At 48.6% G+C, this 22,281-nt stretch carries 19 protein-coding genes, 1 tRNA gene and 1 pseudogene; 10 read left to right on the plus strand and 11 right to left on the minus strand.

Going from position 1 to position 22,281, the window contains the following annotated elements; translation table 11 throughout:
• Positions 1–192 precede the first annotated feature (192 nt).
• Complete coding sequence (locus WG8_RS18690) at positions 193–3,390, minus strand: fibronectin type III domain-containing protein (protein ID WP_007431787.1); 3,198 nt, start codon at positions 3,388–3,390, stop codon at positions 193–195.
• Positions 3,391–3,884: 494 nt separating this feature from the next.
• On the opposite strand from WG8_RS18690, the pseudogene WG8_RS29560 reads away from it, so the two are divergent.
• Positions 3,885–4,091 (plus strand): annotated as a pseudogene (locus WG8_RS29560) (ISL3 family transposase); the annotation flags it as partial.
• A gap of 135 nt (positions 4,092–4,226) precedes the next feature.
• Here the strand turns inward: WG8_RS29560 and WG8_RS18700 are convergent.
• A tRNA-Arg gene (locus tag WG8_RS18700) sits at positions 4,227–4,300 on the minus strand.
• A 176-nt stretch (positions 4,301–4,476) separates the two neighbouring features.
• On the opposite strand from WG8_RS18700, the gene WG8_RS18705 reads away from it, so the two are divergent.
• A complete protein-coding gene (locus WG8_RS18705) occupies positions 4,477–4,770 on the plus strand; it encodes a DUF4870 domain-containing protein (protein ID WP_007431789.1) in 294 nt (97 codons plus the stop codon).
• Positions 4,771–5,075: 305 nt separating this feature from the next.
• Here the strand turns inward: WG8_RS18705 and WG8_RS18715 are convergent, their stop codons facing one another.
• On the minus strand, positions 5,076–5,435 hold the full coding sequence (locus WG8_RS18715) for a hypothetical protein (RefSeq protein WP_007431790.1): 360 nt from the start codon (positions 5,433–5,435) through the stop codon (positions 5,076–5,078).
• 164 nt (positions 5,436–5,599) lie between these two features.
• Between WG8_RS18715 and asnB the strand changes: the two genes are divergently transcribed.
• Positions 5,600–7,444: an asparagine synthase (glutamine-hydrolyzing) gene (gene asnB / locus WG8_RS18720; protein WP_007431791.1), complete on the plus strand. Its 1,845-nt coding sequence runs from the start codon at positions 5,600–5,602 to the stop codon at positions 7,442–7,444.
• A gap of 96 nt (positions 7,445–7,540) precedes the next feature.
• Here the strand turns inward: asnB and WG8_RS18725 are convergent, their stop codons facing one another.
• The 3 genes from WG8_RS18725 to WG8_RS18735 form a co-directional block, all read right to left on the minus strand.
• Positions 7,541–8,173 carry an XTP/dITP diphosphatase gene (locus tag WG8_RS18725; RefSeq protein WP_007431792.1) on the minus strand — a complete coding sequence of 211 codons (633 nt, stop codon included), beginning with the start codon at positions 8,171–8,173 and terminating at the stop codon, positions 7,541–7,543.
• The gene (rph, locus tag WG8_RS18730) at positions 8,173–8,934 is read right to left on the minus strand and encodes a ribonuclease PH (protein ID WP_007431793.1); all 762 of its coding nucleotides are present in this window, start codon (positions 8,932–8,934) and stop codon (positions 8,173–8,175) included. The genes WG8_RS18725 and rph overlap by 1 nt, the downstream gene beginning before the upstream one ends.
• A 94-nt stretch (positions 8,935–9,028) precedes the next feature.
• On the minus strand, positions 9,029–10,087 hold the full coding sequence (locus WG8_RS18735) for a GerMN domain-containing protein (protein WP_007431794.1): 1,059 nt from the start codon (positions 10,085–10,087) through the stop codon (positions 9,029–9,031).
• Between the two features lie 151 nt (positions 10,088–10,238).
• Between WG8_RS18735 and WG8_RS18740 the strand changes: the two genes are divergently transcribed.
• A complete protein-coding gene (locus WG8_RS18740; protein WP_007431795.1) occupies positions 10,239–10,796 on the plus strand; it encodes a phosphatidylglycerophosphatase A family protein in 558 nt (185 codons plus the stop codon).
• A gap of 40 nt (positions 10,797–10,836) precedes the next feature.
• A complete protein-coding gene (locus WG8_RS18745) occupies positions 10,837–11,316 on the plus strand; it encodes a GNAT family N-acetyltransferase (RefSeq protein WP_007431796.1) in 480 nt (159 codons plus the stop codon).
• Positions 11,317–11,424: 108 nt separating this feature from the next.
• Here the strand turns inward: WG8_RS18745 and WG8_RS18750 are convergent, their stop codons facing one another.
• From WG8_RS18750 to WG8_RS18770, 5 genes are all read right to left on the minus strand, one after another.
• Positions 11,425–12,210: an SDR family NAD(P)-dependent oxidoreductase gene (locus tag WG8_RS18750; protein ID WP_007431797.1), complete on the minus strand. Its 786-nt coding sequence runs from the start codon at positions 12,208–12,210 to the stop codon at positions 11,425–11,427.
• Between the two features lie 112 nt (positions 12,211–12,322).
• Positions 12,323–12,955: a TetR/AcrR family transcriptional regulator gene (locus WG8_RS18755; protein ID WP_007431798.1), complete on the minus strand. Its 633-nt coding sequence runs from the start codon at positions 12,953–12,955 to the stop codon at positions 12,323–12,325.
• Between the two features lie 230 nt (positions 12,956–13,185).
• Entirely contained in the window at positions 13,186–13,821 is a 636-nt protein-coding gene (locus WG8_RS18760; protein ID WP_007431799.1) for an NAD(P)-dependent oxidoreductase, read from the minus strand.
• Between the two features lie 68 nt (positions 13,822–13,889).
• Positions 13,890–14,900 carry an MBL fold metallo-hydrolase gene (locus WG8_RS18765; protein ID WP_007431800.1) on the minus strand — a complete coding sequence of 337 codons (1,011 nt, stop codon included), beginning with the start codon at positions 14,898–14,900 and terminating at the stop codon, positions 13,890–13,892.
• Positions 14,901–14,923: 23 nt separating this feature from the next.
• Complete coding sequence (locus WG8_RS18770) at positions 14,924–15,706, minus strand: class I SAM-dependent methyltransferase (protein ID WP_007431801.1); 783 nt, start codon at positions 15,704–15,706, stop codon at positions 14,924–14,926.
• A 253-nt stretch (positions 15,707–15,959) separates the two neighbouring features.
• Between WG8_RS18770 and WG8_RS18775 the strand changes: the two genes are divergently transcribed.
• From WG8_RS18775 to WG8_RS18790, 5 genes are all read left to right on the plus strand, one after another.
• The gene (locus tag WG8_RS18775) at positions 15,960–16,838 is read left to right on the plus strand and encodes a DUF72 domain-containing protein (RefSeq protein WP_007431802.1); all 879 of its coding nucleotides are present in this window, start codon (positions 15,960–15,962) and stop codon (positions 16,836–16,838) included.
• A 190-nt stretch (positions 16,839–17,028) separates the two neighbouring features.
• On the plus strand, positions 17,029–18,156 hold the full coding sequence (locus tag WG8_RS18780; protein WP_007431803.1) for an SGNH/GDSL hydrolase family protein: 1,128 nt from the start codon (positions 17,029–17,031) through the stop codon (positions 18,154–18,156).
• Between the two features lie 361 nt (positions 18,157–18,517).
• Positions 18,518–20,497, plus strand: coding sequence for a methyl-accepting chemotaxis protein (locus WG8_RS18785; RefSeq protein WP_007431805.1), 1,980 nt, complete (start codon positions 18,518–18,520; stop codon positions 20,495–20,497).
• 56 nt (positions 20,498–20,553) lie between these two features.
• Complete coding sequence (locus WG8_RS26735) at positions 20,554–20,730, plus strand: YjfB family protein (RefSeq protein ID WP_007431806.1); 177 nt, start codon at positions 20,554–20,556, stop codon at positions 20,728–20,730.
• A 189-nt stretch (positions 20,731–20,919) separates the two neighbouring features.
• The gene (locus WG8_RS18790) at positions 20,920–22,275 is read left to right on the plus strand and encodes a dipeptidase (protein WP_007431807.1); all 1,356 of its coding nucleotides are present in this window, start codon (positions 20,920–20,922) and stop codon (positions 22,273–22,275) included.
• Positions 22,276–22,281 lie beyond the last annotated feature (6 nt).

The following is a 22,281-nucleotide window of genomic DNA, read 5'->3' on the forward strand; positions in this document are numbered from 1 at the left end:
AAGTCTTTCTCGAATCTGTGTATAGCTCTACTGTTCTTGAAGACGTAAACGAACAGCCTCTTTCTCTGTTTCCTCGTCATATTTATTAAACTTTGTGGCATAAAAAAACCCTCCGGCCAACAGTGTTGAGTCCATCATAGACTCTTTTTTCACTGTCTACCGTAAGGGGAAAATACCAACCTCTTTAGATGATCATTTCTTCTTTGTCTTCGTGTTAATGGTTCCGCTGTTTGATACTACGCCTGCCTTGTTTCTTGCAGTAATAGAAATCTTATAGCGTTTGTTTGCAGATAGATTGGTTAGCGTATGTTCCAAATCGGTCATCCATCCACTGTCATAACCATTGTTCGTCGTAACACGGTACTCGGTTTCATTTGAGTTTCCATTCGCTGTCCAAACTACCTTAATCTTTGAAGCAGTGATGTCTTTGGTTTTTATTTTATCCGGACTGTTCGGATTTGTTACGAGAATAACAGATGACTGACTGCTGTCATTTCGGCTCCAAGCTACCAATGTATACGTGTACGTCTTTGAAGGGGTTAATCGCTTATCTGTGAACCATGTAAGCTTCCCTTTATAAATGCTTTTTCCATCTCGTAACAATTCATAGGTGTCAGCATTTACAACCTTTTTCCATGTGAGTATAACACTTGTTGATTTCACCTGTTTTTTCATGAATTTGGGTGATTCTAAATTGTGACTCTTCGTTGCTATCTGAATAACTTGTGGGGCGCTTTCTCCCGCATTATTTTTAGCCACCAATGAGTAAACGTAGGTGGTTGACCGCTCCAATCCAATATCGTTAAAGCTGGTGTCAACACCGCTGTAGATGATTACGCCGTCACGCTTCAGTTCATAGCTCACCGCTTGCACAACCGGAGCCCAAATGAGAAGAATACTTCTCTCATTGCTTGTGCCAACAAAGTTGATTGGGGCTGTTGGCGGCGGCGTTACTGGAATCGATGGTGGTGGCGTGGTCGGCGGTGTGGTTGGCGCCGGATCGGCTGTCTTTACTTGCACCGATGCCGGACTGCTTTCTCTTGTTCCATTCTTGGCTACCAATGTGTACGTATAGCTCGTGGACGCCGTCAAGCCTGTATCCGTATAGGTTAGTTCGTTTCCGCTGTAGACCAGTTGACCGTCTCGCTTCAACTCGTAGTTCTCGGCATTGTCTGCTGCATTCCAGCTGAGCTTAATGCTCGTTGTTGTGGCTGTGCCTGTCAGATTCGTCGGAGTCGCTGGAGAGGGGTGTCGCCGGGACTGCGGCGTCGGATCGGCTGTCTTTACTTGCACCGATACCGGACTGCTTTCCCCTGTTCCGTTCTTGGCTACCAATGTGTACGTGTAGCTCGTGGACGCCGTCAAGCCTGTATCCGTATAGCTCAGGTCGCTCCCCGTGTACACCTCTTGGCCATCGCGTTTCAACTCGTAGCTCTCGGCGTTATCTGCTGCATTCCAGCTAAGCTTAATGCTCGTTGTAGTGGCTGTGCCTGTCAGATTCGCTGGTGTTGCTGGAGTCGCCGGGGCTGGAGTGGTCGGCGTTGGATCAGTCGGCATCGGATCAGTCGGCGTCGGATCAGCTGGCATCGGATCGGCTGTCTTTACTTGCACCGAGGCCGGATTGCTTTCCCCTGTTCCGTTCTTGGCTACCAATGTGTACGTGTAGCTCGTGGACGACGTCAAGCCTGTATCCGTATAGGTCAGGTCGTTTCCGCTATAGACCACTTGGCCGTCTCGTTTCAACTCGTAGCTCTCGGCGTTGTCTGCTGCATTCCAGCTGAGCTTAATGCTCGTTGTAGTGGCTGTGCCTGTCAGATTCGCTGGTGTTGCTGGAGTCGCCGGGGTTGGAGTGGTCGGCGTTGGATCAGTCGGCGTCGGATCAGCTGGCATCGGATCGGCTGTCTTTACTTGCACCGAGGCCGGACTGCTTTCTCCGGTTCCGTTCTTGGCTACTAATGTGTACGTATAGCTTGTGGACTCCTTCAATCCTGTATCCGTATAGGTTAGTTCGTTTCCGCTGTAGACCACTTGGCCGTCTCGTTTCAACTCGTAGCTCTCGGCACTGTCTGCTGCATTCCAGCTGAGCATGATGCTTGTTGTTGTGGCTGTGCCTGTCAGATTCGCTGGTGTTGCTGGCGCCGGATCGGCTGTTTTTACCTGCACCGATGCGGGACTGCTTTCTCCAGTGCTGCTCTTGGCTACCAATGTGTACGTGTAGGTCGTTGCTGCCGTCAACCCAGTACTATCGATAAATTTGGATTCGCTTCCACTGTAGATACTAACACCGTCACGCTGCAACTCATAAGTCGTAGCCCCGGCAACATCATCCCAATCCAGCGTAATAGACGAGTTTGTAGCGGTGGTTGCGATGTTTGCCGGAGTTGGTAATACCGATTTATTCGTTTTGTCTATTATTTTAGCCTCATTGGTCTCCCCATTACTATTCCGTGCAATAAGCGTGTACGTATAATCGGTAAATGGAGACAACCCTGTATCTGTAAAAGTAGAATCCGCTCCTTGGTAAATGATTGAATTATTTCGTTTGAGTACATAGGTTTCTGCATTTGCAATTTTATCCCAGGTTAGTACCATTTTCTGATCTGTTTTTTCTGTGATCTGCAAGTTAAAGAGCGGAGCAGCAAAACCTGTAGCAACTCCATTATTTCTCTTGGTAACATCATAAACAATTCCCGTTGTCAACGAATCTGGGTTCCATGCCCCAATTAAACCAGCTTCATCTCCACTGAGAGATCGGTTCATATCAGACTGAATATCTTCAGCAGTCCGGGCATAGTTCCAGATACGCACTTCCGCTAACTTACCCGCGAATTTATACTTTGAGTCGTGCCCCCATCCGGATATGACGGCCATTGGAGTAACAGATTTAGATTCAGTCTGTTGCGTGAGAAATAAACTAATGGATTGTTTCTCTCCGTTGATGTAAAGCTCATTTGTATCAGCCGTTGGAACACCATTTGTAAAGACTGCTGCTACATGAACCCATTTGTTCTTCAATTCAGCAGAAGGTATTCCTAAGACACTTCCATCAGCTTGATTAAATCCAAAGTATCCATTAGCAAAATAAAGATTATAGATGTACCAACCAAACGGCTTGACAAAATTCGTCCCATTCCAATACATCCAGAACTCTACGGTAGTCTTGGCTCCCGGTATCGTATTAACAGGAAGATTGGTTATTTTGATTGTGTCATCTGCCCCATCAGTAGTAATGAAGTTTATAGGTTCCACAGGAGTAAACGTTTTAGTTGTTGCAGGGTCAAGCACTTCATTTGCAGCACGTACCAAACTTGTTGGAATAAAAATAGGCAGTATGATCCCCAAAAACATAATTAAGGCTAAAGAAGCGTTTGCTATTTTATTGCATTTCATATGTTCCTTCCCCTGTTCCGTCTAACATTTTCTGCAAAAACAACTCGTCGTTTATCATAAAAGTTGATGGTCGCTTGCAGTCAAGCATGTTTCAATCCCCTGACGTTTCAGCTCCCCGATGAGAGGGGATGAGAGGGGGAAACGGTCCCGCCGAAACCATAAGACCGTTTTTTTATGTTGCATATTTTAAACAAATAAAAGAATTGTTTTGGCATCCAACTCTTTCAAAAAGATAAAGCCCTCCATCACCCTTTCGTATCTCAACCTAGAGAAGCATTATCGAACTGCCAAAAACCCTGATAGATTGAAACAATTTTACACAGAAATTTCCCTCTCTCTTCCCGTTTTGTAAATATTAATTTCAGATATTCCTTCTGAACGGAAAATTCGACAAAATAATCTCTTTATCATTATCGGATAAGAAATCTTTTATTTTAGGCTCAAAACCAAAATCAGCGCTTGACGAAACCATCAAGGTTAAGAATGGAAAAACATTTGTGTGGGTATACGATTTTGTTGGTCCCAAACAGCGCTACAGCAAGCTCTTTCGCTCCCGTATTGTTGAACAAGCGCTCGGTTCTACAGCAGTGCATAGCGCCCGCATGCAGCAAGCACCGTCCAGTTCCGTACAGCGTATGCATAACGAGGCGATTCCGGCCGAGTATGAACGGTATGAACGGATCTACGAGCAAGTATGGGAGGGATACTCTCCCTACGGCCAAGACTGCGAAGTTTATGCTAACGATGCTTATGCTCCAGCGTCCCGCAAGGGGGGTTCTCATCCCACTGGAACACAAAAAAAGCTTCCTAATATGAATTAGGAAGCTTCTGTAGTACGTCCCAGGAGGGATTCGAACCCCCGACCGACGGCTTAGAAGGCCGTTGCTCTATCCAGCTGAGCTACTGGGACAAAATGGTTTTCAATTAAAGCTTATGTATTCAGTGCATTAATTATTATATCACATTTCGGGTAACTGTCAAAAGCATTTTTTCATCCTGCATGGAAACCACTGAGAAAGGAATCATTTGGACGCTAACGGGGTATTATGTACAAAAGGGCATGCTATTACAAGGAGGGGTTGATCCGTGAAGGATCTATTGTCGTCGCTTTGTTATTTCAGCATTTTCTTTGCACCTTTTCTGCTGCCTATCATCGTGTGGATTGCAGTACGAGACGAATATGTACGGGGACATGCCAAAAAAGCCATTTTATCGCACATTTTCCCCATTATTGCGGCGATTCCGCTGTTTTATTTTATTGTAACAGCCAATCATGCGGGTTCTGTTGTCGGGTTTGTACTGCTGTTCGTAGTGGTTTATCTCGGAGTGTTTGTCTATAACATTTACAAAGGGATTATGACACTGCGTGAAGCTGCGTAGTTCCAAAAAAGCCTCCTGCATTCCGCTGGTTAAGCCGGAAGTGGAGGCTTTTTCGGATTACTGGATCATCAAACCTTATTCTTCTCGTTTATTTATTGCCGAAGCGTCTCGGACTTCTACGTACTTCATGTCTTACGTTTTTCTCCAGCACTTCTTCCGCAAACTCATTGTTATGAATATAACTGCTGCTTTTATTCTTCTTGTATTTCGGTTTGCCGTCTATGATTTCCCCCTCCTTTCACGCTGATTCTGCGATGATGCCGGAGTCCAGATCAACAGAAGCCGAGGCATAGCACACCAAATTCTCATCCCCCGAACTCCTTGGCAAACTCCGTGCTGAGCTGCCCGTAGGAGAGCAATTCCCGTTTAAACTTGTCCCGTTCCTCCCCAGCGGTAATGTGCGTGGAATCGGTAAAAGCCTTGTCTGTCACTTCTTCAAATGCGGAGTGCAGATTATTGTCGTACCAATCCAGTTCCAAATCGGCGTCATTGCGAATGATCCGTACCATGTCATAGTCATTCTGACCGTCCTGCTGGTTGTTCGCCGTGATATATACCAGCAATTCCGGGTCATCTGCCGCGCCGGGCCGCACCTCTACCTCTGCGCAGCGCACGCCGTCAATTTCAGTGAAGCGACGGATTTTGGCGTCCTTGATGTAGTACATTGGTCTCCCTCCTTCCTTGCGAGTAGACGGGTTGCCCCATTTGTAGTTTTCGGAACGGACAGACATTTTATGCTTCTTTTCGGCATATATACTGATGAACTGGGGATTTAGTTTTTAATTCATTCCAACACTGGATGAACACGACAAAGAGAGGATGAACAGACATGTGCGGAATTACAGGTTTCATACAGTGGAACGGAGACTTAATGCATCAGTCGGAGCTGCTGCTAAATATGACGCAAACACTCTCCAATCGCGGACCTGATGCTGCTGGCACCTGGATATCCAACCCGTGTGCCTTCGGACACCGAAGACTGAGCGTAATGGACCCGGAAAATGGCGCCCAGCCTATGATCCGGCAGCTTGAGGATATCACTTATACGATTGTATATAACGGAGAAATATATAACGCGCCTGAGCTAAAAAAAGAACTGCAGCAGCGTGGGCATTTTTTCCGTACACAATGCGACACGGAGGTGCTGCTCGAAGCCTATATCGAATGGGGCCCCGAATGCGTGGACCGATTAAACGGCATTTTCGCGTTTGCTGTCTGGGATAGCGGGCGGCAGCAGGTCTTTCTGGCGCGGGATCGTCTGGGCGTAAAGCCGCTATTTTATAGCCACAATGAGGATGTGTTCGTATTTGGCTCAGAGCCCAAAGCGCTGCTTCAGCACCCTGCTGTCGAAGCGGCCGTCGATGCCGAGGGATTGGCCGAAATTTTTATCATCGGGCCTGCACGTACCCCCGGACACGGCGTCTATTCGTCCATGAAGGAGCTGCGCCCCGGGCATACGCTGACCTACGACCGCGACGGCATGCATATTCAGACCTACTGGAAGCTGGAAAGCATTGCGCATGAGGATGACACGGAACAAACAGCGCTCAAGGTACGTGAGCTGTTGCTGGATACAGTGGAGCGGCAGCTCATTTCGGACGTTCCGGTGTGTACCTTACTATCTGGCGGTCTGGATTCAAGCGCACTGTCCGCATTAGCTGTCGATTATTACAAGCGTACCGGGCAGGGACAAGTTGATACGTATTCGGTTGATTACGTGGATAACGACAAGCATTTTAAAGCCCATGCGTTCCAGCCCGGAGCCGATGCCCCCTGGATTCAGCGCATGGTGGATGAACTGGGCACCAACCATCACTGGATCGAATTCGATACACCCGAGGTCGTAGAAGCTCTGAACAACTCCACGCTAACACGGGATTTACCGGGGATGGCGGATGTAGATTCGTCGCTGTATCTCTTCTGCCGGGAGATTAAAAAAGGAGCAACCGTTGCCATTTCCGGCGAGGCGGCGGATGAAGTGTTTGGCGGATATCCGTGGTTCCATCGTGAGGATATGCTGAACTCAGGCACGTTCCCGTGGGCGGTCGCTCCTGATATGAGAGCCAGCCTGCTGTCTCCCGAGGTGCGGGACTGGATCAAGCCGCTGGAGTATTTGAATGACCGCTACTCAGAGGCCATAAGAGAAGTACCCAAGCTGTCGGGGGAAACAGGTAAAGCTGCGCAAATGCGTGTTATGTCCTATTTGAACATCACTCGCTTTATGCCTACGCTGCTAGATCGCAAGGATCGGATGAGTATGGGGATCGGACTCGAAGTACGGGTGCCGTATTGCGATCATCGGCTGGTGCAATATGTATGGAACATCCCGTGGAGCATTAAGACGACAGGCGGACGTGAAAAAGGTATCTTGCGAAAGGCGCTGGAGGGTGTATTGCCGGATGATGTGCTGTACCGTAAAAAAAGCCCATACCCCAAAACACATAACCCTTCCTATCTTGCCGTTGTGAAAAAGCAGGCGCTGGAGCTGCTGGACGATTCCTCTTCCCCGCTGCTTAAGCTGATTGATGCGCAAAAGGTGCGTGATATCGCGGCCTCGCCAGAGGCTTCCAGCAATCTGCCCTGGTTTGGTCAGCTGATGTCAGGTCCCCAATTGTTTGCATACCTGACCCAGGTAGATAACTGGCTGCGCACCTACAAAGTAGCAATTCGATAGGTAAACAAAAAATGCAAAAAGTCTACCCGCAAGTGATGAGCTGCGGATAGACTTTTATTGTTATAGGCCTAATCTGATAGTTGAACCTGCGATGATTTAAGCCTGTGGATTGCCCAGCTTGGTCGCCAAATTACGCAGGGCTATCCCTCGATGGCTGATAGCCTGCTTTTGTTCCAACGTCAGCTCGGCCATCGTCTTCTCGAACTCAGGCAAATAAAACAACGGATCATAACCAAATCCGCCGCCGCCTGCGGTTTCCGTGGTAATCCAGCCATCTACCGAGCCGGTCGATTCCAATGTCTCCCCGGTCTGAGGGTTATACAGAATTAAGGTACAAACGAATTGAGCCGGACTTAGCAAAGGCTGTCCTGTATCATCACCAAGCTGCTTCGATTCCAAAACATCGAGCAGCTTAATATTGTTCTCGTGATCGCTGGCACCTTCTCCAGCATAACGGGCCGAGTATACGCCCGGTGCACCGTCCAGCAAGTCCACGCACAGGCCGGAATCATCGGCCAGCACGGGCAGTCCTAGCGCATCTCCGACCGCTTTGGCCTTTTTCAGCGCATTCTCGGCAAAGGTTTTGCCGTCCTCAACGACATCAGGAATGTCGGGGTAATCGTACATGCTTTTGACTTCCTTGCCCAGCGGAGCAAAGGCATGTGCAAATTCACGTATCTTCCCTTTATTCTTGGTAGCGACAATGACAATCGGGCCATTCAGTCGCATCAGACTCCAGCCCCTGTGCGTCCGGCTCCGATCTTATCAGCAATCGGTCCGAGCACTTCCTTTTGACGCTCGATCATTTGTAAGATACCTTGTTCGCCCAAACTAAGCAGCTGATCCAATTCGTTGCGGTCGAATGGACTTTCTTCTCCGGTGCCTTGCAGCTCGACATATTTGCCGCTGCCAGTCATCACCAGATTCATGTCGACTTTGGCCTTGGAATCCTCTTCATAGTTCAGATCCAGCAATGCTTTCTCACCAACAACCCCTACGCTGACAGATGCCAGAAAATCCGTTATGGGAAAAACAGGCAGCTTGTGCTGGGTGGCAATTTTATTGACCGCAATCGCTAACGCTACGAATGAACCGGTGATTGAGGTTGTGCGCGTTCCGCCGTCCGCCTGAATAACGTCACAGTCCAGCGTAATGGTCCGTTCACCAAGCGCCTGCAAATTGACAACCGAACGCAACGCTCTTCCAATCAGACGCTGAATTTCCATCGTACGGCCCGTCAGCTTGCCACGCGCGGCTTCGCGCTGATTACGGCTATGAGTTGCCCGCGGAAGCATGGAGTACTCTGCAGTCACCCAGCCCTTTCCTTGTCCCTTCATGAAGGGTGGAACGCGTTCTTCCACACTAGCCGTGCAAATGACTTTCGTCTCGCCAACCTCTATAAAAACAGAGCCCTCCGCGTATTTATTTACTCCTGCTGTCAATTTCATCGGGCGCAGCTCATCACCGTTTCGTCCGTTAGATCTACTCATGCTTTTTCCTCCTACGTCGTATGCAACCTGTTCTTATATTGTTTATTTTACCAAAGTGTGCAGGCAAAAGCACCCCAAGGACGATTCCCCGCCCTTAAAGAGGAATTTCGTTAATGTGCTGCGGCTTGGCTACAGGTTCTCCATAGTTCTGATTATTTTGTCCAATAACACTTTTCTCACCATTCAGTTCAATCCGAATTTTCGTTTTGGCCGCATCCCCCGAATTGTCTGCTGCTGTCAGTACGACCGATTCCAGAAATTCCGCAGGTACAGCCTCTCCCTTGGCGAACATATCATCCGAGAGCGACACCGTAATTACGTTGTCTTTGGAACGTTCTATTGATTTTAGCGCCGTCTCCCCTGTCATCACTTCCTGTAATCCGTCCTTCGTTTGCGGCCCTTGAATCAATTGATGCAGCGCGGACTGGATACGATCTTTTTCCGGGTTGACCAGCCGTGTGACGGGCACATAATATTGAACTCCGGCAGGAGATGACGATGAAAAATATACCGTGACCGGACTGGAATCCAGCGGTGTCGCACCCTGACCGACCTCCAGATTAATGCCAACTGCGCGTGTCAACGGATGATCCAGCGGCGTACCGTCAACGGGCATTTCGTTCAGTCTTTTGCCATCCATCCAAATCTGCACGCTTTTAATATCGGGGCGGTCGGTCAGAGTCCAGGTCAAGCTTTCCATTAATTTGCGTTCTTCCTGCGGCTTATAGTTGGCAAAAGATTTATTGAATTCAACGACAGCCAGCTTGTTGTTCTTGTCCACTGTCACACTCTTCACTTCTGTACCTTGAGGCAGTACGCCTTTGAAGCCCTCTGGCAATAATCCGGCATACGGCCCACCCTCAACCAGTGTTTCCAGCGCCGACTTGGCATCTGCCTGTACATCACCTGTAGCAATCGGCAAAGATACCGGAGCCAGCAAACCGTTATGATCTTGCAGAAAGACAGCCCTCAGCTGCCCGGTGCTCACAGGTGCTTTTCCGCTTACGGCCTTGATCATGGACTGCTCTAACGTGGACGGCGGGGGATCAATCGATGCTGACTCATTGCCGAAAAGACTGCATCCGGACAACAACAGGGGCAGCGACAGCAGCCCTGCTACAGAAGTCATACGCCATGGGTGTTTTAGGTTCATAAGTGAAGTTCCTCCCTAACAATTTTGTACAGATTGTACTAATATGTATACGAGCCCCGCGTAAAAAATAACTACTTTTTCAGCAGACTGGACACACTGGTCATAATCGCAACAAAAATCAGAATCTATACAAGGAGGGGACTACAGCTTTATGGATAAGAAAAAAGCACCTTACAGCCTGAATAGTAAAAAGGTGGCTGATGCCACCCGTGAATTGCTGCACAAGCGTGGTGTAAGCATGACTGAAATCGCAGAGCTGGTCATGCTGCTACAGAATAAATATTACCCAAACCTGACGATGGAAGAATGCATTGAAAATGTAGACAAAGTCCTGATGAAGCGCGAGGTTCAAAATGCAGTGCTCACCGGCATCCAATTGGATATCCTTGCCGAACAGGGCGCCCTGCTTCCCCCATTGCAGGATATGATTGAGAATGATGAGGGACTATACGGGGTGGATGAAATTTTGGCCTTCTCCATCGTGAATGTGTACGGCAGCATTGGATTTACCAATTATGGTTATGTTGATAAACTCAAACCGGGCGTGCTGGAACGCCTGAATGATAAAAGCCTCGGGCCAATCCATACGTTTTTGGACGATATTGTAGGCGCTATCGCAGCTTCGGCCAGCAGCCGTATCGCCCATCGTAAACAGGCAGAGCGTGAACAGGAGCTTGGGGAAGAAAGCGCACCGAATACTACACGCTAAAAAAACAACAGAGATATGCACAGCAAGAGGGGAATAGGACATGGCAAACGTAGCTGAAAAAGTAAATGAAAAATATGCGATCCGCAGGATGAAGGCTGATGATTACGATCAGGCTTTTGCACTGTGGAACAGCTTGGAAGGATTGGGATTAAGCGAAGCCGACTCGCCGGAGCGAATTACACGCTTTTTGCAGCGGAATGAAGGACTTAGCTTTGTCTGTGAGTATGAAGGCAGCCTCATTGGCACGATTATGGCAGGACATGATAGTCGTAGAGGATTTCTGTATCATCTGGGCGTTGCCACAACGCATCGTGGTCAAGGAATCGCCCCGTTGCTGGTGAATGAAGCATTGTCTGCTTTGCTGCGAGAGGGCATAGATAAATGCCATCTTTTTGTGATGGAGCATAATGAGGCAGGGCAACGCTTTTGGTCGGCCAATGGCTGGGAGAAACGGGATGGAATTTTACTTTACTCCAAAGGGCTTGATTCCAAAGGACCGGGTTCGAGAGAGCCGGAGTAGCGGGCGCTTACTCATGCAAACAAAAATGCCAGGTCTGATGCAGTTTAGAACCGATCAGACCTGGCACATTGAAGTGCACCTGATGCATTGCAATTACTTATAGTCCGATTACTTTTGCGGTCGTAGCGTACGTTCTACAATTCCCAATGTGGCTTGACGAGAGAAAAATCTGGAAACCTGGGCGACCCAATAGTTTTGGCGACCGGATATCAGGTGACTCCTTCCCTTTTCAAATGCTTTCAGCGCGTTCTGTACTACTTTGTTCGGGGTTTCTCTGGAACCCACGGAAGCTTCATTGGAGCCTACCACATCAAAAAATGCGGTTTCAGTGGCACCTGGGCAGAGGGCGAGCACGTTTAGCCCCCGTTTCTGATTTTCGGCCCAAAGCGCTTCACTAAAGGAAAGCACAAATGCTTTGGTGGCTCCATACACGGCCATATACGGATCAGGCTGAAATGCGGCTGTGGAAGAAACGTTGATGATTCCTCCATCCCGGTTGCGCAATAAATCAGGCATAAAAGCATGTGTAATATCCACTAAAGCAGCGACATTGAGCATGATTTCCTCATGCTGCCGTTCTCTTGAAACCTGTTCAAAGTACCCATAGGTAGCAAAGCCTGCATTGTTAATTAAAAGATCCACCTTCAGTTGATGCTTTTGAACCTCCTGATACAATGTTTGTGGCGCACCTGCTGCCGAAAGATCAAGCGCAATCACGGTTGCCTTTACGTTATATTTCGCGGAAAGCTCTTCAGCCAGCGCCTTTAATTTTGTTTCATTGCGCGCCACCAAAATAAGATTACATATCTTAGCCGCAAGCGAATAGGCGAACGCCTCGCCAATACCGGATGAAGCTCCCGTGATCAGAGCCGTTTTGTTTGCATACATAAACATGATAATGACCTCCATAGTATCGTTGTTTTATTTTAGAAACATTGTTACCATTGCTCTATAATGAACTGAAGTCATCCACTATGACGACCTCAGTACATTTCAAATCCTATGATTACAATGAAGGGGCCTTACATGCAGCCAGCGTCTGCTTCATCGTAAATGCATAAATCTTATGGGCCACAGCTGCATCCGAAAAATGACCTGCAAATTGCAGATGTATAACCCCGTGCAAGGCAGACCACAGCATTCGGACGACCAGCAACGGATCTTGCTCTGCCAATTGACCCTGCTCCATAGCGTGTACGATGGTTTGCAGGAATCGGGACAGGGCTGTTGTTGTACCTTCCAGACTCTGTTCATCCGGCTTGAAATCAGATAAGGCCCCGCCAAACATCATTTTGTAATAGGCTGAATGAAGCTGTGCAAATTCCCAGTACGCCCAGCTTAAAGCTTCCAGGTCAGCGAGTACGTCTTCGGTAACAGGTACGTGCTGAAAGGTTTCCGCCAGCAGCCGACATCCATCCAGGTACATTTCATTGGCCAAACCATCTTTGCTGCCGAAGATACTGTAAATAATTTTGGTTGAACAGCTTAATTTCTGCGCAACCCGTCGCACGGTCACGGCCTCAGGCCCTTCCTCTACAAGAAGGATGCATGCGGCATCAATAACGTTTTTACGGAGCAATTGCTGCTGCTGAAGCTTCACTTCCGAATAGGTTTTATAGGACTGCGATGACTCGGACATGATTCAAAACACTTCCTTTTGCTTATTAAAAGAACGATGGCTATTTTGAAGATAATACCGTACTCAATGTAAAATCTTGCTCATTTTTCGGAAACAGTGTTTCATTTAAGAATCATAGTATTCTAACCCTGATGGTTTGTCAAATAAAAAGAACGCAAATAAGTAGGTACACTTACCGCGCTCTGACTCATGTTAAAAATGAAGCTTGCAACTATGTTTGCGTTTTACGATCAATAGGCAATGCCTACACGTGCATGTATAAATTCGTGACTCTTCCATTGACGATAGGTAAAATCAGCTGTATCAGCGGTGGAAATCTGTGAGCCGCCTTCGGGCAAAAAGTCTTTTTCCACACGATAAATGCCTGTCCGCGCACCGTCCGGCAGATAGGTTGGACAGACAATGGTCCAGTCCAGCGCCGAATCACGCAGCAATTCGTACACCCGCCGATGTTCCTCTGCCGCACGGGTACTGCGTCGCCGGGTGTCAGAGGACTCATACCGATACAAGCCCGGTTCGGTACGGCTTTGCAAAATCCCTGCTGTCCCTACCGTAATAAGACGGGCCACAGATTGCTTTTGCATGTGCCGGATTAGCAGGTCGATATTCACGGATAAGGTAGTGGTTCCATCCGTATTCAGTGCGCTGATGACAGCTGACACCCCACCCGCCAGCGCTCGCGCTACATCCTCGGCACGGGTAGCATCCCCTTGTACCATTCGGAGCTGCGTCCCGTATTTTAATACGTATTCTTCCAGTTTGCCTGGTGATCGGACAAGGACCGTAACGGTATGACCGTCCGCCAATGCATACTCCAATATATACCGCCCTACGCGTCCGGTAGCTCCCAGCAGCAGCAGATTCATAAAAGCCTCTTTCCCGGCATGCATGCCGCTTTGTCATGTTGCTTTGTCTTGTTGGCTATATTCGGTAACTAGTCCCGGCCAAGGGCATAGAAGCGCATAATCTGCTCCGTCTCGCTCATCCAAACCCGCTCACGGCGCACCAGCTCCACCAGATGAGCCAGTGTCTCCGACATAGCAAATCGCAGTTGGTGAATACCCAGCTTGCCACCGAACACGGCTATACATAGCTCGTAGGCGGTGCTCCCCTCTGGCTGAATCAACTGCTGGAACTTCTCCAGCCGTTCTTCATGATGCGCCAGCAACGCTTGCGTCCGTTCATGAAAGTAATCAAACGGATTGCGGTGCCCCGGATACGCCCAAGCTACCTCCAGCTCGCCCAGACGCTGCAAACCGTCTATATAAGACTGCAAGGGCTGGGCATCACTTCCCGGCAGCAGGCTGATATTGGGCGAAATTTGCGGCAAGACCGCATCGCCGCACAGGATCACGCCGCTATTCGGCTCATACAAGGATACATGCCCAGCTGCATGTCCTCCTGTCTCAATAGGCAGCCAGCCGCGTCCGCCCAGCTCCAAACAGGCATTCTCCCTAACAGGAATGATCGTAATTTCAGGCTGTGGATTCACTTGCGCATACGCCTGCAGCATATGGGCTACCAAGTCGGGCACCTGCTCCAAAGGAAAGCCATGCCGGACAAAAAAAGCGGGAAGCGTATGCTCCATAGCAGCAGTTGATGCCTGCCCACCCCACATCATCATCGCTTCCTGATGGCTTCGAGCTGACATATGTACACGTGCCTGACTTTGCTGCTGCATCCAGCCAGCCAATCCGTAATGATCCGGGTGATGATGGGTCACCACAATGTCCGAAATATCCGCAAAGGACATCCCCAGCTGCTGGAAGACATGCGCCCATTCTGCCTCTGTGTCCAGATTGCGCGGACCAGGGTCTACAATCGTAAAGCCGTGCTGTCCCTTGAGCACATAGCTATTCACCCAACGCAGCGGAAAGGACATGGATATTTTGACCTGAAAGCCTCCATCTATCCCTTCACACGGTGTAAGCTCTGGCCATTTCATGGCTTTCCACCCGCCTTTCCGTTTCAAGCCCGCATGCCGACAAAAATCATTCGGGGCGAAGCATCCTCGATATATTGATCTTCATTATAGCTTCCGTGCACCTGTTCTACAGACAGCCCGGCTTGCTCCAGCAAGGCACGGAACTTTTCATATGGATACAGCTTTACACGCTCGTGATACACACGTGTTGATTCCCTTCCTGCGGCGGTATCCAAACCAGCAGCGGTTTCAGCAGTCGCAGCCGATGCGGATGAACGAATCGCGATCTGTTTTTTCACAAATCCATCTTCAATCACCCGATGCTCCTCAATCCAATTCCCTTCATCCTCGCGTGACGAGTGCGGTACCAGATGAAGGGCCACGTAGGCAGGGTTCAAATAATCTATGATAAAGCGTCCTCCCGGCTTCAACAATCGATAAATTTCCTTTAATACTTTAAGCTGCTCTTCATCCTTCTCGAAATAGCCGAAGGAGGTGAACAAATTCACCACCGCATCAAAGCTCTCATCCAGCGGCACCGCTCTCATATCCCCTTGATGCCAGCTTACCCGTCCTCCGGGATCAGCAGCATGCGCCTCTCTCAACAACACACCGGACAGATCCACACCTGTCACCTGATAGCCCGCATCGGCGAGTGCCAGCGAATGGCGTCCCATACCGCAGCATAAATCCAATACGCTGGAGCCTTGCGGTAATTTGAGCCAAGAGATCATTTTCTGCACTTCCTGATAGGCTCCCTGAAAGTCGCGATGCTTATATACCAATAAATAATCTTCCCCAAAACTTTGTTCGTACCATTCTGCCATATCGTTTCTCCTCCATGAGCTCATTTCACTCTATTACATATTATATTAGCTTTTTCAAACTGGAAACTCCAAAGCATTACGAATAAGGATTTTGTAAAAATCCTGAATAAGGAACATGTTACAATAATCATACTTAAGCCAAAATTTTCATAGGAACTTCATACCAGCTTCATGCGATTCACTCCATTTTATCATTAAAATGTATCATGGGAACGCCTTTTGAGCGTATTCATGAAGAAGGAGCGGCAAAGCTATGATTCAAATTGGACTGACGGGTTGGGGCGATCACGATGATCTGTATCCGATCGGCACCAAAGCTAATCAAAAATTAAGCGTCTATGGCGGTCATTTTCCGGTGGTGGAGATGGATAGTTCTTTTTATGCGGTGCAGCCCACGGATCGCATGGCGCGCTGGGCGGCCGAAACCCCTGACTCCTTTTCATTTCTCGTCAAGGCCTATCAAGGCATGACCGGACATACACGCGGCAAGCAGCCTTATTTTAAAACAACCGATGAAATGTATGAAGCCTTGCATGCATCCATACAGCCTCTCCGCGAAGCGGGCAAGCTCAAGGCGGTACTGTTTCAGTACCCCCCCTGGTTCGACTGTACACGCGAGAATGTAGCCGTATTGCGAGACACGAAAAAAAGGATGGGAGAGGTCCCATCCGTACTTGAATTCAGGCATCAAAGCTGGTTTACACCCGATTTTCGGAAACGAACGCTGGCATTCATGCGCGAGGAAGGCTGGATACATAGCGTATGTGACGAGCCGCAGGCCGGACCGGGCTCTGTTCCCATTGTGCCGCAGGCTACAGACAACAGCCTGACGGTCGTGCGTCTCCACGGACGAAATGCATCCGGCTGGAATCAAAGCTCCGCACCCAACTGGCGGGAGGTTCGTTATCTGTATCGGTACAATGAACAGGAATTGACTGAATGGAGAGACAGATTGCTGGAGCTGGAGCAGCAGAGCCGTGAGATTTGCGTTATTTTCAACAACAATTCGGGAGGAGATGCCGCCGCTAACGCCAAGCAGCTGATGACGCTGCTCGGCATGGACCCCAAGCCTTTTCCACCCCGCAAACCACCTCAGGAGAACGAGGGACCGGAACAGCTTGAATTATTTTAAAGGAGGAACTGTCTAAGATGGTTCGGGAAAAGTAGGTATAGACTTCGGCAAGGCGATTAACATCGTTATGTTCGGCAAAGCGAATTAATGGTTCCTTGCCTAAAAATAGACTTTGAGATTTCCTGTCACTTATTTTACAATATTATAGAAACTGGTGTTAAATTTGGAGATTATAAGGAGGATATTGGAAATGACACCTAACAAGAGATTGAAGACATATCCACTTACAAAAGCAAAGCATGTAAAGGTTCATGGTCGAACTACGCACACACTTGCACCACTAACTCTGTTTTGGACAGGCAGCGGTATTGAATTGAATATCAAAGGCCCGGAGCTATGGATTGAAATAGAGGCCGATTACCAGGTGTATGAGTCCTGGATCAGTATTGTCATTAATGGTGTCCCAATGAGTCGTCTGATGGTGACCGCAGGACGGCATTGGATTTGTATTTTGAGAGGTATGGACCCTGAAACAGCCAAAAATGTCCGTGTGGTCAAGGATGTCCAGCCTATGAGTTCGGACTCGCGCTGCTTGCTGCAAATTCATGCCCTGAGGGTTGACGGAGAATTGCTGCCGGTTGCAGATAAGCCCCACAAGGTGGAATTTATCGGTGACAGCATTACCTCGGGAGAAGGAACGATTGGAGCAAAGGAAGAGGTGGACTGGGTTCCCATGTTGTTCACGGCACTACATAATTATACAGCCATCACTGCTGAAGCACTGAATGCGGATTACCGAGTGCTGTCACAAAGCGGATGGGGTGTGCTGACGGGGTGGGATAATAATCCGCAGACGAACATACCGGCATATTATGAACAGGTATGTGGTGTGCTCACCGGAGAGAGAAATGAAACATTAGGGGCATTTTCCGACCATGATTTTACCTCATGGCAGCCGGATGTGGTCGTGGTGAATTTGGGGACTAATGACGGGGGAGCCTTTTATTCTCCTGCATGGACGGACCCCACAAGCGGGAAAGTGTACAAGCAGCGCTTGAACGAGGACGGCACATTCAATGAAGAAGATCTACAAGCTTTTGAAAACGCTGTCAAAAAATTTCTTGTCAAGCTTCGTACCTGTAATCCCGCCGCCCATATTGTGTGGGCCTATGGGATGCTGGGTACTCCGATGATGCCAGCGATCTACCGGGCGGTAGACGCATATAAGAAAAGAACGAGGGATCGGAATGTGTCCGTGTTCCAACTGCCTAACACGACGGAAGAAACGATAGGATCTCGCAGCCATCCCGGGCTCCCCGCCCATACCAAAGCAGCAGACGAGCTGACAGGGTATTTGCAAGAGATTTTAAAGAATTAGAATTTGGGAAACAGAATCAGCTCTGGCATAGAATGCGAGATATACGACAAACGATCGTATATCCGCATTCTACATTTAGGAAATACTCAGCTCCCAATCCCCCCTCTCGGCCCGGTAGACGACCTCGCTCGGATCGTATCGGCGCTACGTACGATTTCAACCGCATACGTATCACCTATCCAGAAAAAAAACATACCTCATCCCTCCCAGATTGCAAAATACTCCATGCTATACAAGAAATTGTTCAGCGTATTGGACAAATTAGCAATCAATCTATCAATTCGGTTTAAAATAACCGATAGTAAATACATATGAGATAAATATTAGAAATTGAATACGCACATAGAAAGCAGGGGGTTTGATGAAACAACTGAAACGACTGAAGAATTTAACATTGCGCAAAAAATTGACAGTAGCATTCCTGCTGGTCATGCTCGTACCTAGTATTATTGTTAGTTCGTTTTCCTATAAGGCAGCATATGACCAAACGGACCGTCAATTACTCGACAGTGCGACTACTAGCGTCACCGCATCTGATCGCGCAATTACCCAAACCATTCAAGCCAAAATCGCGGATATCGAATATTATTCTACTACGATAACCGTTAGTGATAGCAGTACAGAAGCAGATGAAGACATTCTGAATAGGTTGCAAGTGTATTTGAAAATGCATGCAGAAGTCACCGATATGTTTGTAGGAACTCCTGAAGGAAAGCTCATCATTGGCAAACCCACAGGACGTACAACTGATCCTCGTGAGCGTCCGTGGTACAAACAAGCCATTGAAAAACCTGGGCAAACCGTAGTCAGCTCTGTCGAACTCAATTCGAGCAAGGTTCCCGTTGTGTATATTTCACGTACACTTCCCGACAACAGCGGTGTTCTCGGTCTTTCTCTGAATTTGAATAATTTGAAAGAAATCACAAATTTAAAAATCGGGCAAAATGGTTATATCATGATATTGGATGGTACCAAACGTGTCGTTACCCACCCGACAGAAGTCAGCGGAAGTACGAAAATGGGTGAAATGCTGCCACAACTGTTTGCCTCCAAGGAAGGCAGCTTTGGTTATGATCTGAATGGCGTAGCCAAAAACCTGATTTTCAAAACCAACGCGCTGACAGGCTGGAAAATTGCCGGAACGATGGACCAAGCCGAAACAAGTGCCTCCGCCAAACCGATACTCGTTACGACAATCGTTGTCCTGGTGATTTCAGCCATCATCATCGGTGTACTGGCCATGTTGATGATCAACGGCATACTCAAGCCGATTCAAAGATTGCGTAATTCCATGGATGCAATCAGCCAAGGTAATCTTTCCATCGATGTGGCAACTTCAAGCTCCGATGAAATTGGCGATTTATCCAGATATTTTCAACAAATGGTGGATAACCTGCGTAACATGATTCGAGAAATTCAAGCGATGACAGGCAATTTGTCAGCCTCCTCGCAAGAGCTTGCCGCAGGGGCAGAACAAACAACCCGTGCGATTGAGCATGTGACCGTAGCTATTCAAGATGTAGCTGCAGGCAGTGAACGTCAAGTACACAGCGCAAAAGATAATCAGGAACGGGTTAGCAACATGTCCGCTGACATTACAGCCATGACTGCCACCATGGCTGAAATGACCACTTATTCTGCACAGGCCATTGAGGCGTCGGATGTAGGCAGTGAGCATATCGGCAATAGTGTCGTTTCCATTGACGGCATTCGCACGACGGTGGAAGAGCTCGATACGATTGTCAGCGCTTTGAGTGACCGATCCGGACGAATCGGAACGATTGTCACCGTCATAACCGAAATCGCCAGTCAGACTAACCTGCTCGCACTGAACGCTTCTATTGAAGCAGCACGCGCAGGCGAGCACGGCAAGGGTTTTGCTGTTGTAGCGACGGAGGTCCGCAAGCTGGCTGAAAATTCGGCTCATTCAGCACAGCAAATTCGTGAACAAATTCAAGGAATACAGAGCGGTGTATCTGAGGCCCTGATCGCAATGGAATCTGCCAAAGAACGTGTAAGCGAAGGTATCAATTCCATTGACCTGTCCGGTCGTTCCTTCTCCCGTATCCGTAGAGCGGTAGCCAAATCCGCGAAGCAGCTCGATAACGTTGCTGTTTCTACTGCCGGGGTTGCAGAGGGAACAAGCACAGTCGTTAGCAGCATGGAGGAAATTACGCGCATCGCTGAGGAAGCGGCATCCCATACGGAGACCGTATCCGCCGCCGCCGAGGAACAGCTCGCCTCGATGGAAGAGATCGGTTCTTCCGCTGCCGATTTGACCCGTCTGGCCGAACAGCTTCAAGATTTGTTGCACCAATTCCAATTGGATGAAACAAAATAACCGTTCCAACCGATAAATATAGAGAAAGAATCTTGATCATGAAGGAGGATTGGAATATGGATATCGCAGCATTATCGACAGGTATGAGTCAGGCCAGCTTGGCCCAAGCCGCAAGTATAAAGGTTGCTGCTCTGGCCAAGGATCAAGCCAATGAGCAAGGGCAGGCGCTGATACAGATGATGGAAAAAAGCGTACAGCCTCATCTCGGGGGTCAACTGGACATCCGGGTGTAAGTGTATCTAAATTCATGCTGAAGGGCGATTCTGCTCAGGTCTGGACAGACCCGGGTAGAATCGCTTTTTTGATCTGTTATTTTTCGTTCAGCGCAAAACGTAGTAAACTAGACATATCGTCCACGACCTCGGTTCGGGGGATAAAGCAAAATTCGTACAATTACAAGTACAAAGGAGGATACATACTTTATGAGTTATTCCGCTTATTTTGAACAAGCCAAAGAGCAACAACTGAATGAGCTGAAGGAATGGTTGTCCATTCCGAGTATCTCCGCATTATCGGAGCACAAAAAGGACATTAACCAGGCAGCCGAATGGCTCGCTGCCAAACTGACTGCTGCCGGTCTGGAAAACGTTGAGATTATTCCAACCAAAGGTCATCCATTGGTGTACGCTGATCATTTGCATGCACCCGGTAAACCGACCATCCTGGTATACGGCCACTATGATGTACAGCCCGTTGATCCGCTTCACCTGTGGGAAACCCCGCCGTTCGAGCCATCTATCCGCGATGGAAAATTGTATGCACGCGGAGCGACAGACGACAAAGGGCAGGTGTTCTTGCACATTAAGGCGGTTGAGGCTATTTTGAAGCAAGAGGGCAAGCTGCCGCTGAACATCAAATTCTGCATTGAAGGCGAGGAAGAAGTGTCCAGCCCGAGCCTGCTTGAGTTTTTGCAGACCGGAGCTGAACGTCTGGCTGCCGACGCTGTACTGGTGTCCGACACCTCCCTGATCGAAAAAGGCAAGCCTGCGATTTGCACAGGTCTACGCGGATTGTGCTCACTGGAAGTGGCCATTCACACCGCGAATACGGATCTGCATTCCGGCTCCTTTGGCGGTGGCGTACCGAATGCTCTGCATGCTATGGTGTCCTTGCTGGCAACCCTGCATGACAACAAGGGCGGTGTTAGCGTCGAAGGGTTCTACGATGATGTTGCGCCGTTATCGGCAGAGATGAGAGAAGAATTTGTGAAGCAAGGCTTCAATGAGAGCAAGCTGCAGCAGGAACTTGCGCTTGATTCTCTGTATGGCGAAGAAGGTTTCAGCTTCGTTGAGCGTGTTGGAGCGCGTCCTACACTGGAGCTGAACGGCGTGTACGGCGGATTCCAGGGTGAGGGCACCAAAACAGTCATTCCGAAGGAAGCTCATGCGAAAATTACGTGCCGTTTGGTAGCGAACCAGAATCCGCAGGACATTCTGAATAAAATCGAGCGTCATTTGCGCGCTCATGTTCAGCCAGGAGCTACTCTGGAAATCCAACAGGGCGAGAAAGCAAACGCCTTTAACATTGACCCGTCACACGCGTTTTTGCAAGCCGCAGCGGATGCTTTTGAAAAAGTGTACGGTGTGCGTGCTCTGTTTACCAAAGATGGCGGCTCCATCCCGATCGTGGAAACCTTCTCCCGTGTGCTGACTGCTCCGGTTGTATTGATGGGCTTCGGCTTGCCGGATGAAAATCTGCATGCGCCGAACGAGCATTTTAATTTGGAGAATTTCGACAAAGGTCTGTTAACCATTGTAGAGTTCTTGAAGTCGGTGTAAGCTCAC

Origin of the sequence: Paenibacillus sp. Aloe-11 (assembly GCF_000245715.1) — a bacterium.
Taxonomy (GTDB): Bacteria; Bacillota; Bacilli; order Paenibacillales; family Paenibacillaceae; genus Paenibacillus; species Paenibacillus kribbensis.

Coding starts and splice junctions, on each gene's coding strand:
- WG8_RS18715 (WP_007431790.1), bottom strand. CDS start 5,435: ATGTACTACATCAAGGACGCCAAAATCCGTCGCTTCACTGAAATTGAC.
- WG8_RS26735 (WP_007431806.1), top strand. CDS start 20,554: ATGGATATCGCAGCATTATCGACAGGTATGAGTCAGGCCAGCTTGGCC.
- WG8_RS18765 (WP_007431800.1), bottom strand. CDS start 14,900: ATGAAATGGCCAGAGCTTACACCGTGTGAAGGGATAGATGGAGGCTTT.
- WG8_RS18745 (WP_007431796.1), top strand. CDS start 10,837: ATGGCAAACGTAGCTGAAAAAGTAAATGAAAAATATGCGATCCGCAGG.
- WG8_RS18740 (WP_007431795.1), top strand. CDS start 10,239: ATGGATAAGAAAAAAGCACCTTACAGCCTGAATAGTAAAAAGGTGGCT.
- WG8_RS18755 (WP_007431798.1), bottom strand. CDS start 12,955: ATGTCCGAGTCATCGCAGTCCTATAAAACCTATTCGGAAGTGAAGCTT.
- WG8_RS18785 (WP_007431805.1), top strand. CDS start 18,518: ATGAAACAACTGAAACGACTGAAGAATTTAACATTGCGCAAAAAATTG.
- asnB (WP_007431791.1), top strand. CDS start 5,600: ATGTGCGGAATTACAGGTTTCATACAGTGGAACGGAGACTTAATGCAT.
- WG8_RS18735 (WP_007431794.1), bottom strand. CDS start 10,087: ATGAACCTAAAACACCCATGGCGTATGACTTCTGTAGCAGGGCTGCTG.
- WG8_RS18770 (WP_007431801.1), bottom strand. CDS start 15,706: ATGGCAGAATGGTACGAACAAAGTTTTGGGGAAGATTATTTATTGGTA.
- WG8_RS18790 (WP_007431807.1), top strand. CDS start 20,920: ATGAGTTATTCCGCTTATTTTGAACAAGCCAAAGAGCAACAACTGAAT.
- WG8_RS18690 (WP_007431787.1), bottom strand. CDS start 3,390: ATGAAATGCAATAAAATAGCAAACGCTTCTTTAGCCTTAATTATGTTT.
- WG8_RS18775 (WP_007431802.1), top strand. CDS start 15,960: ATGATTCAAATTGGACTGACGGGTTGGGGCGATCACGATGATCTGTAT.
- WG8_RS18725 (WP_007431792.1), bottom strand. CDS start 8,173: ATGCGACTGAATGGCCCGATTGTCATTGTCGCTACCAAGAATAAAGGG.
- WG8_RS18780 (WP_007431803.1), top strand. CDS start 17,029: ATGACACCTAACAAGAGATTGAAGACATATCCACTTACAAAAGCAAAG.
- rph (WP_007431793.1), bottom strand. CDS start 8,934: ATGAGTAGATCTAACGGACGAAACGGTGATGAGCTGCGCCCGATGAAA.
- WG8_RS18760 (WP_007431799.1), bottom strand. CDS start 13,821: ATGAATCTGCTGCTGCTGGGAGCTACCGGACGCGTAGGGCGGTATATA.
- WG8_RS18750 (WP_007431797.1), bottom strand. CDS start 12,210: ATGTTTATGTATGCAAACAAAACGGCTCTGATCACGGGAGCTTCATCC.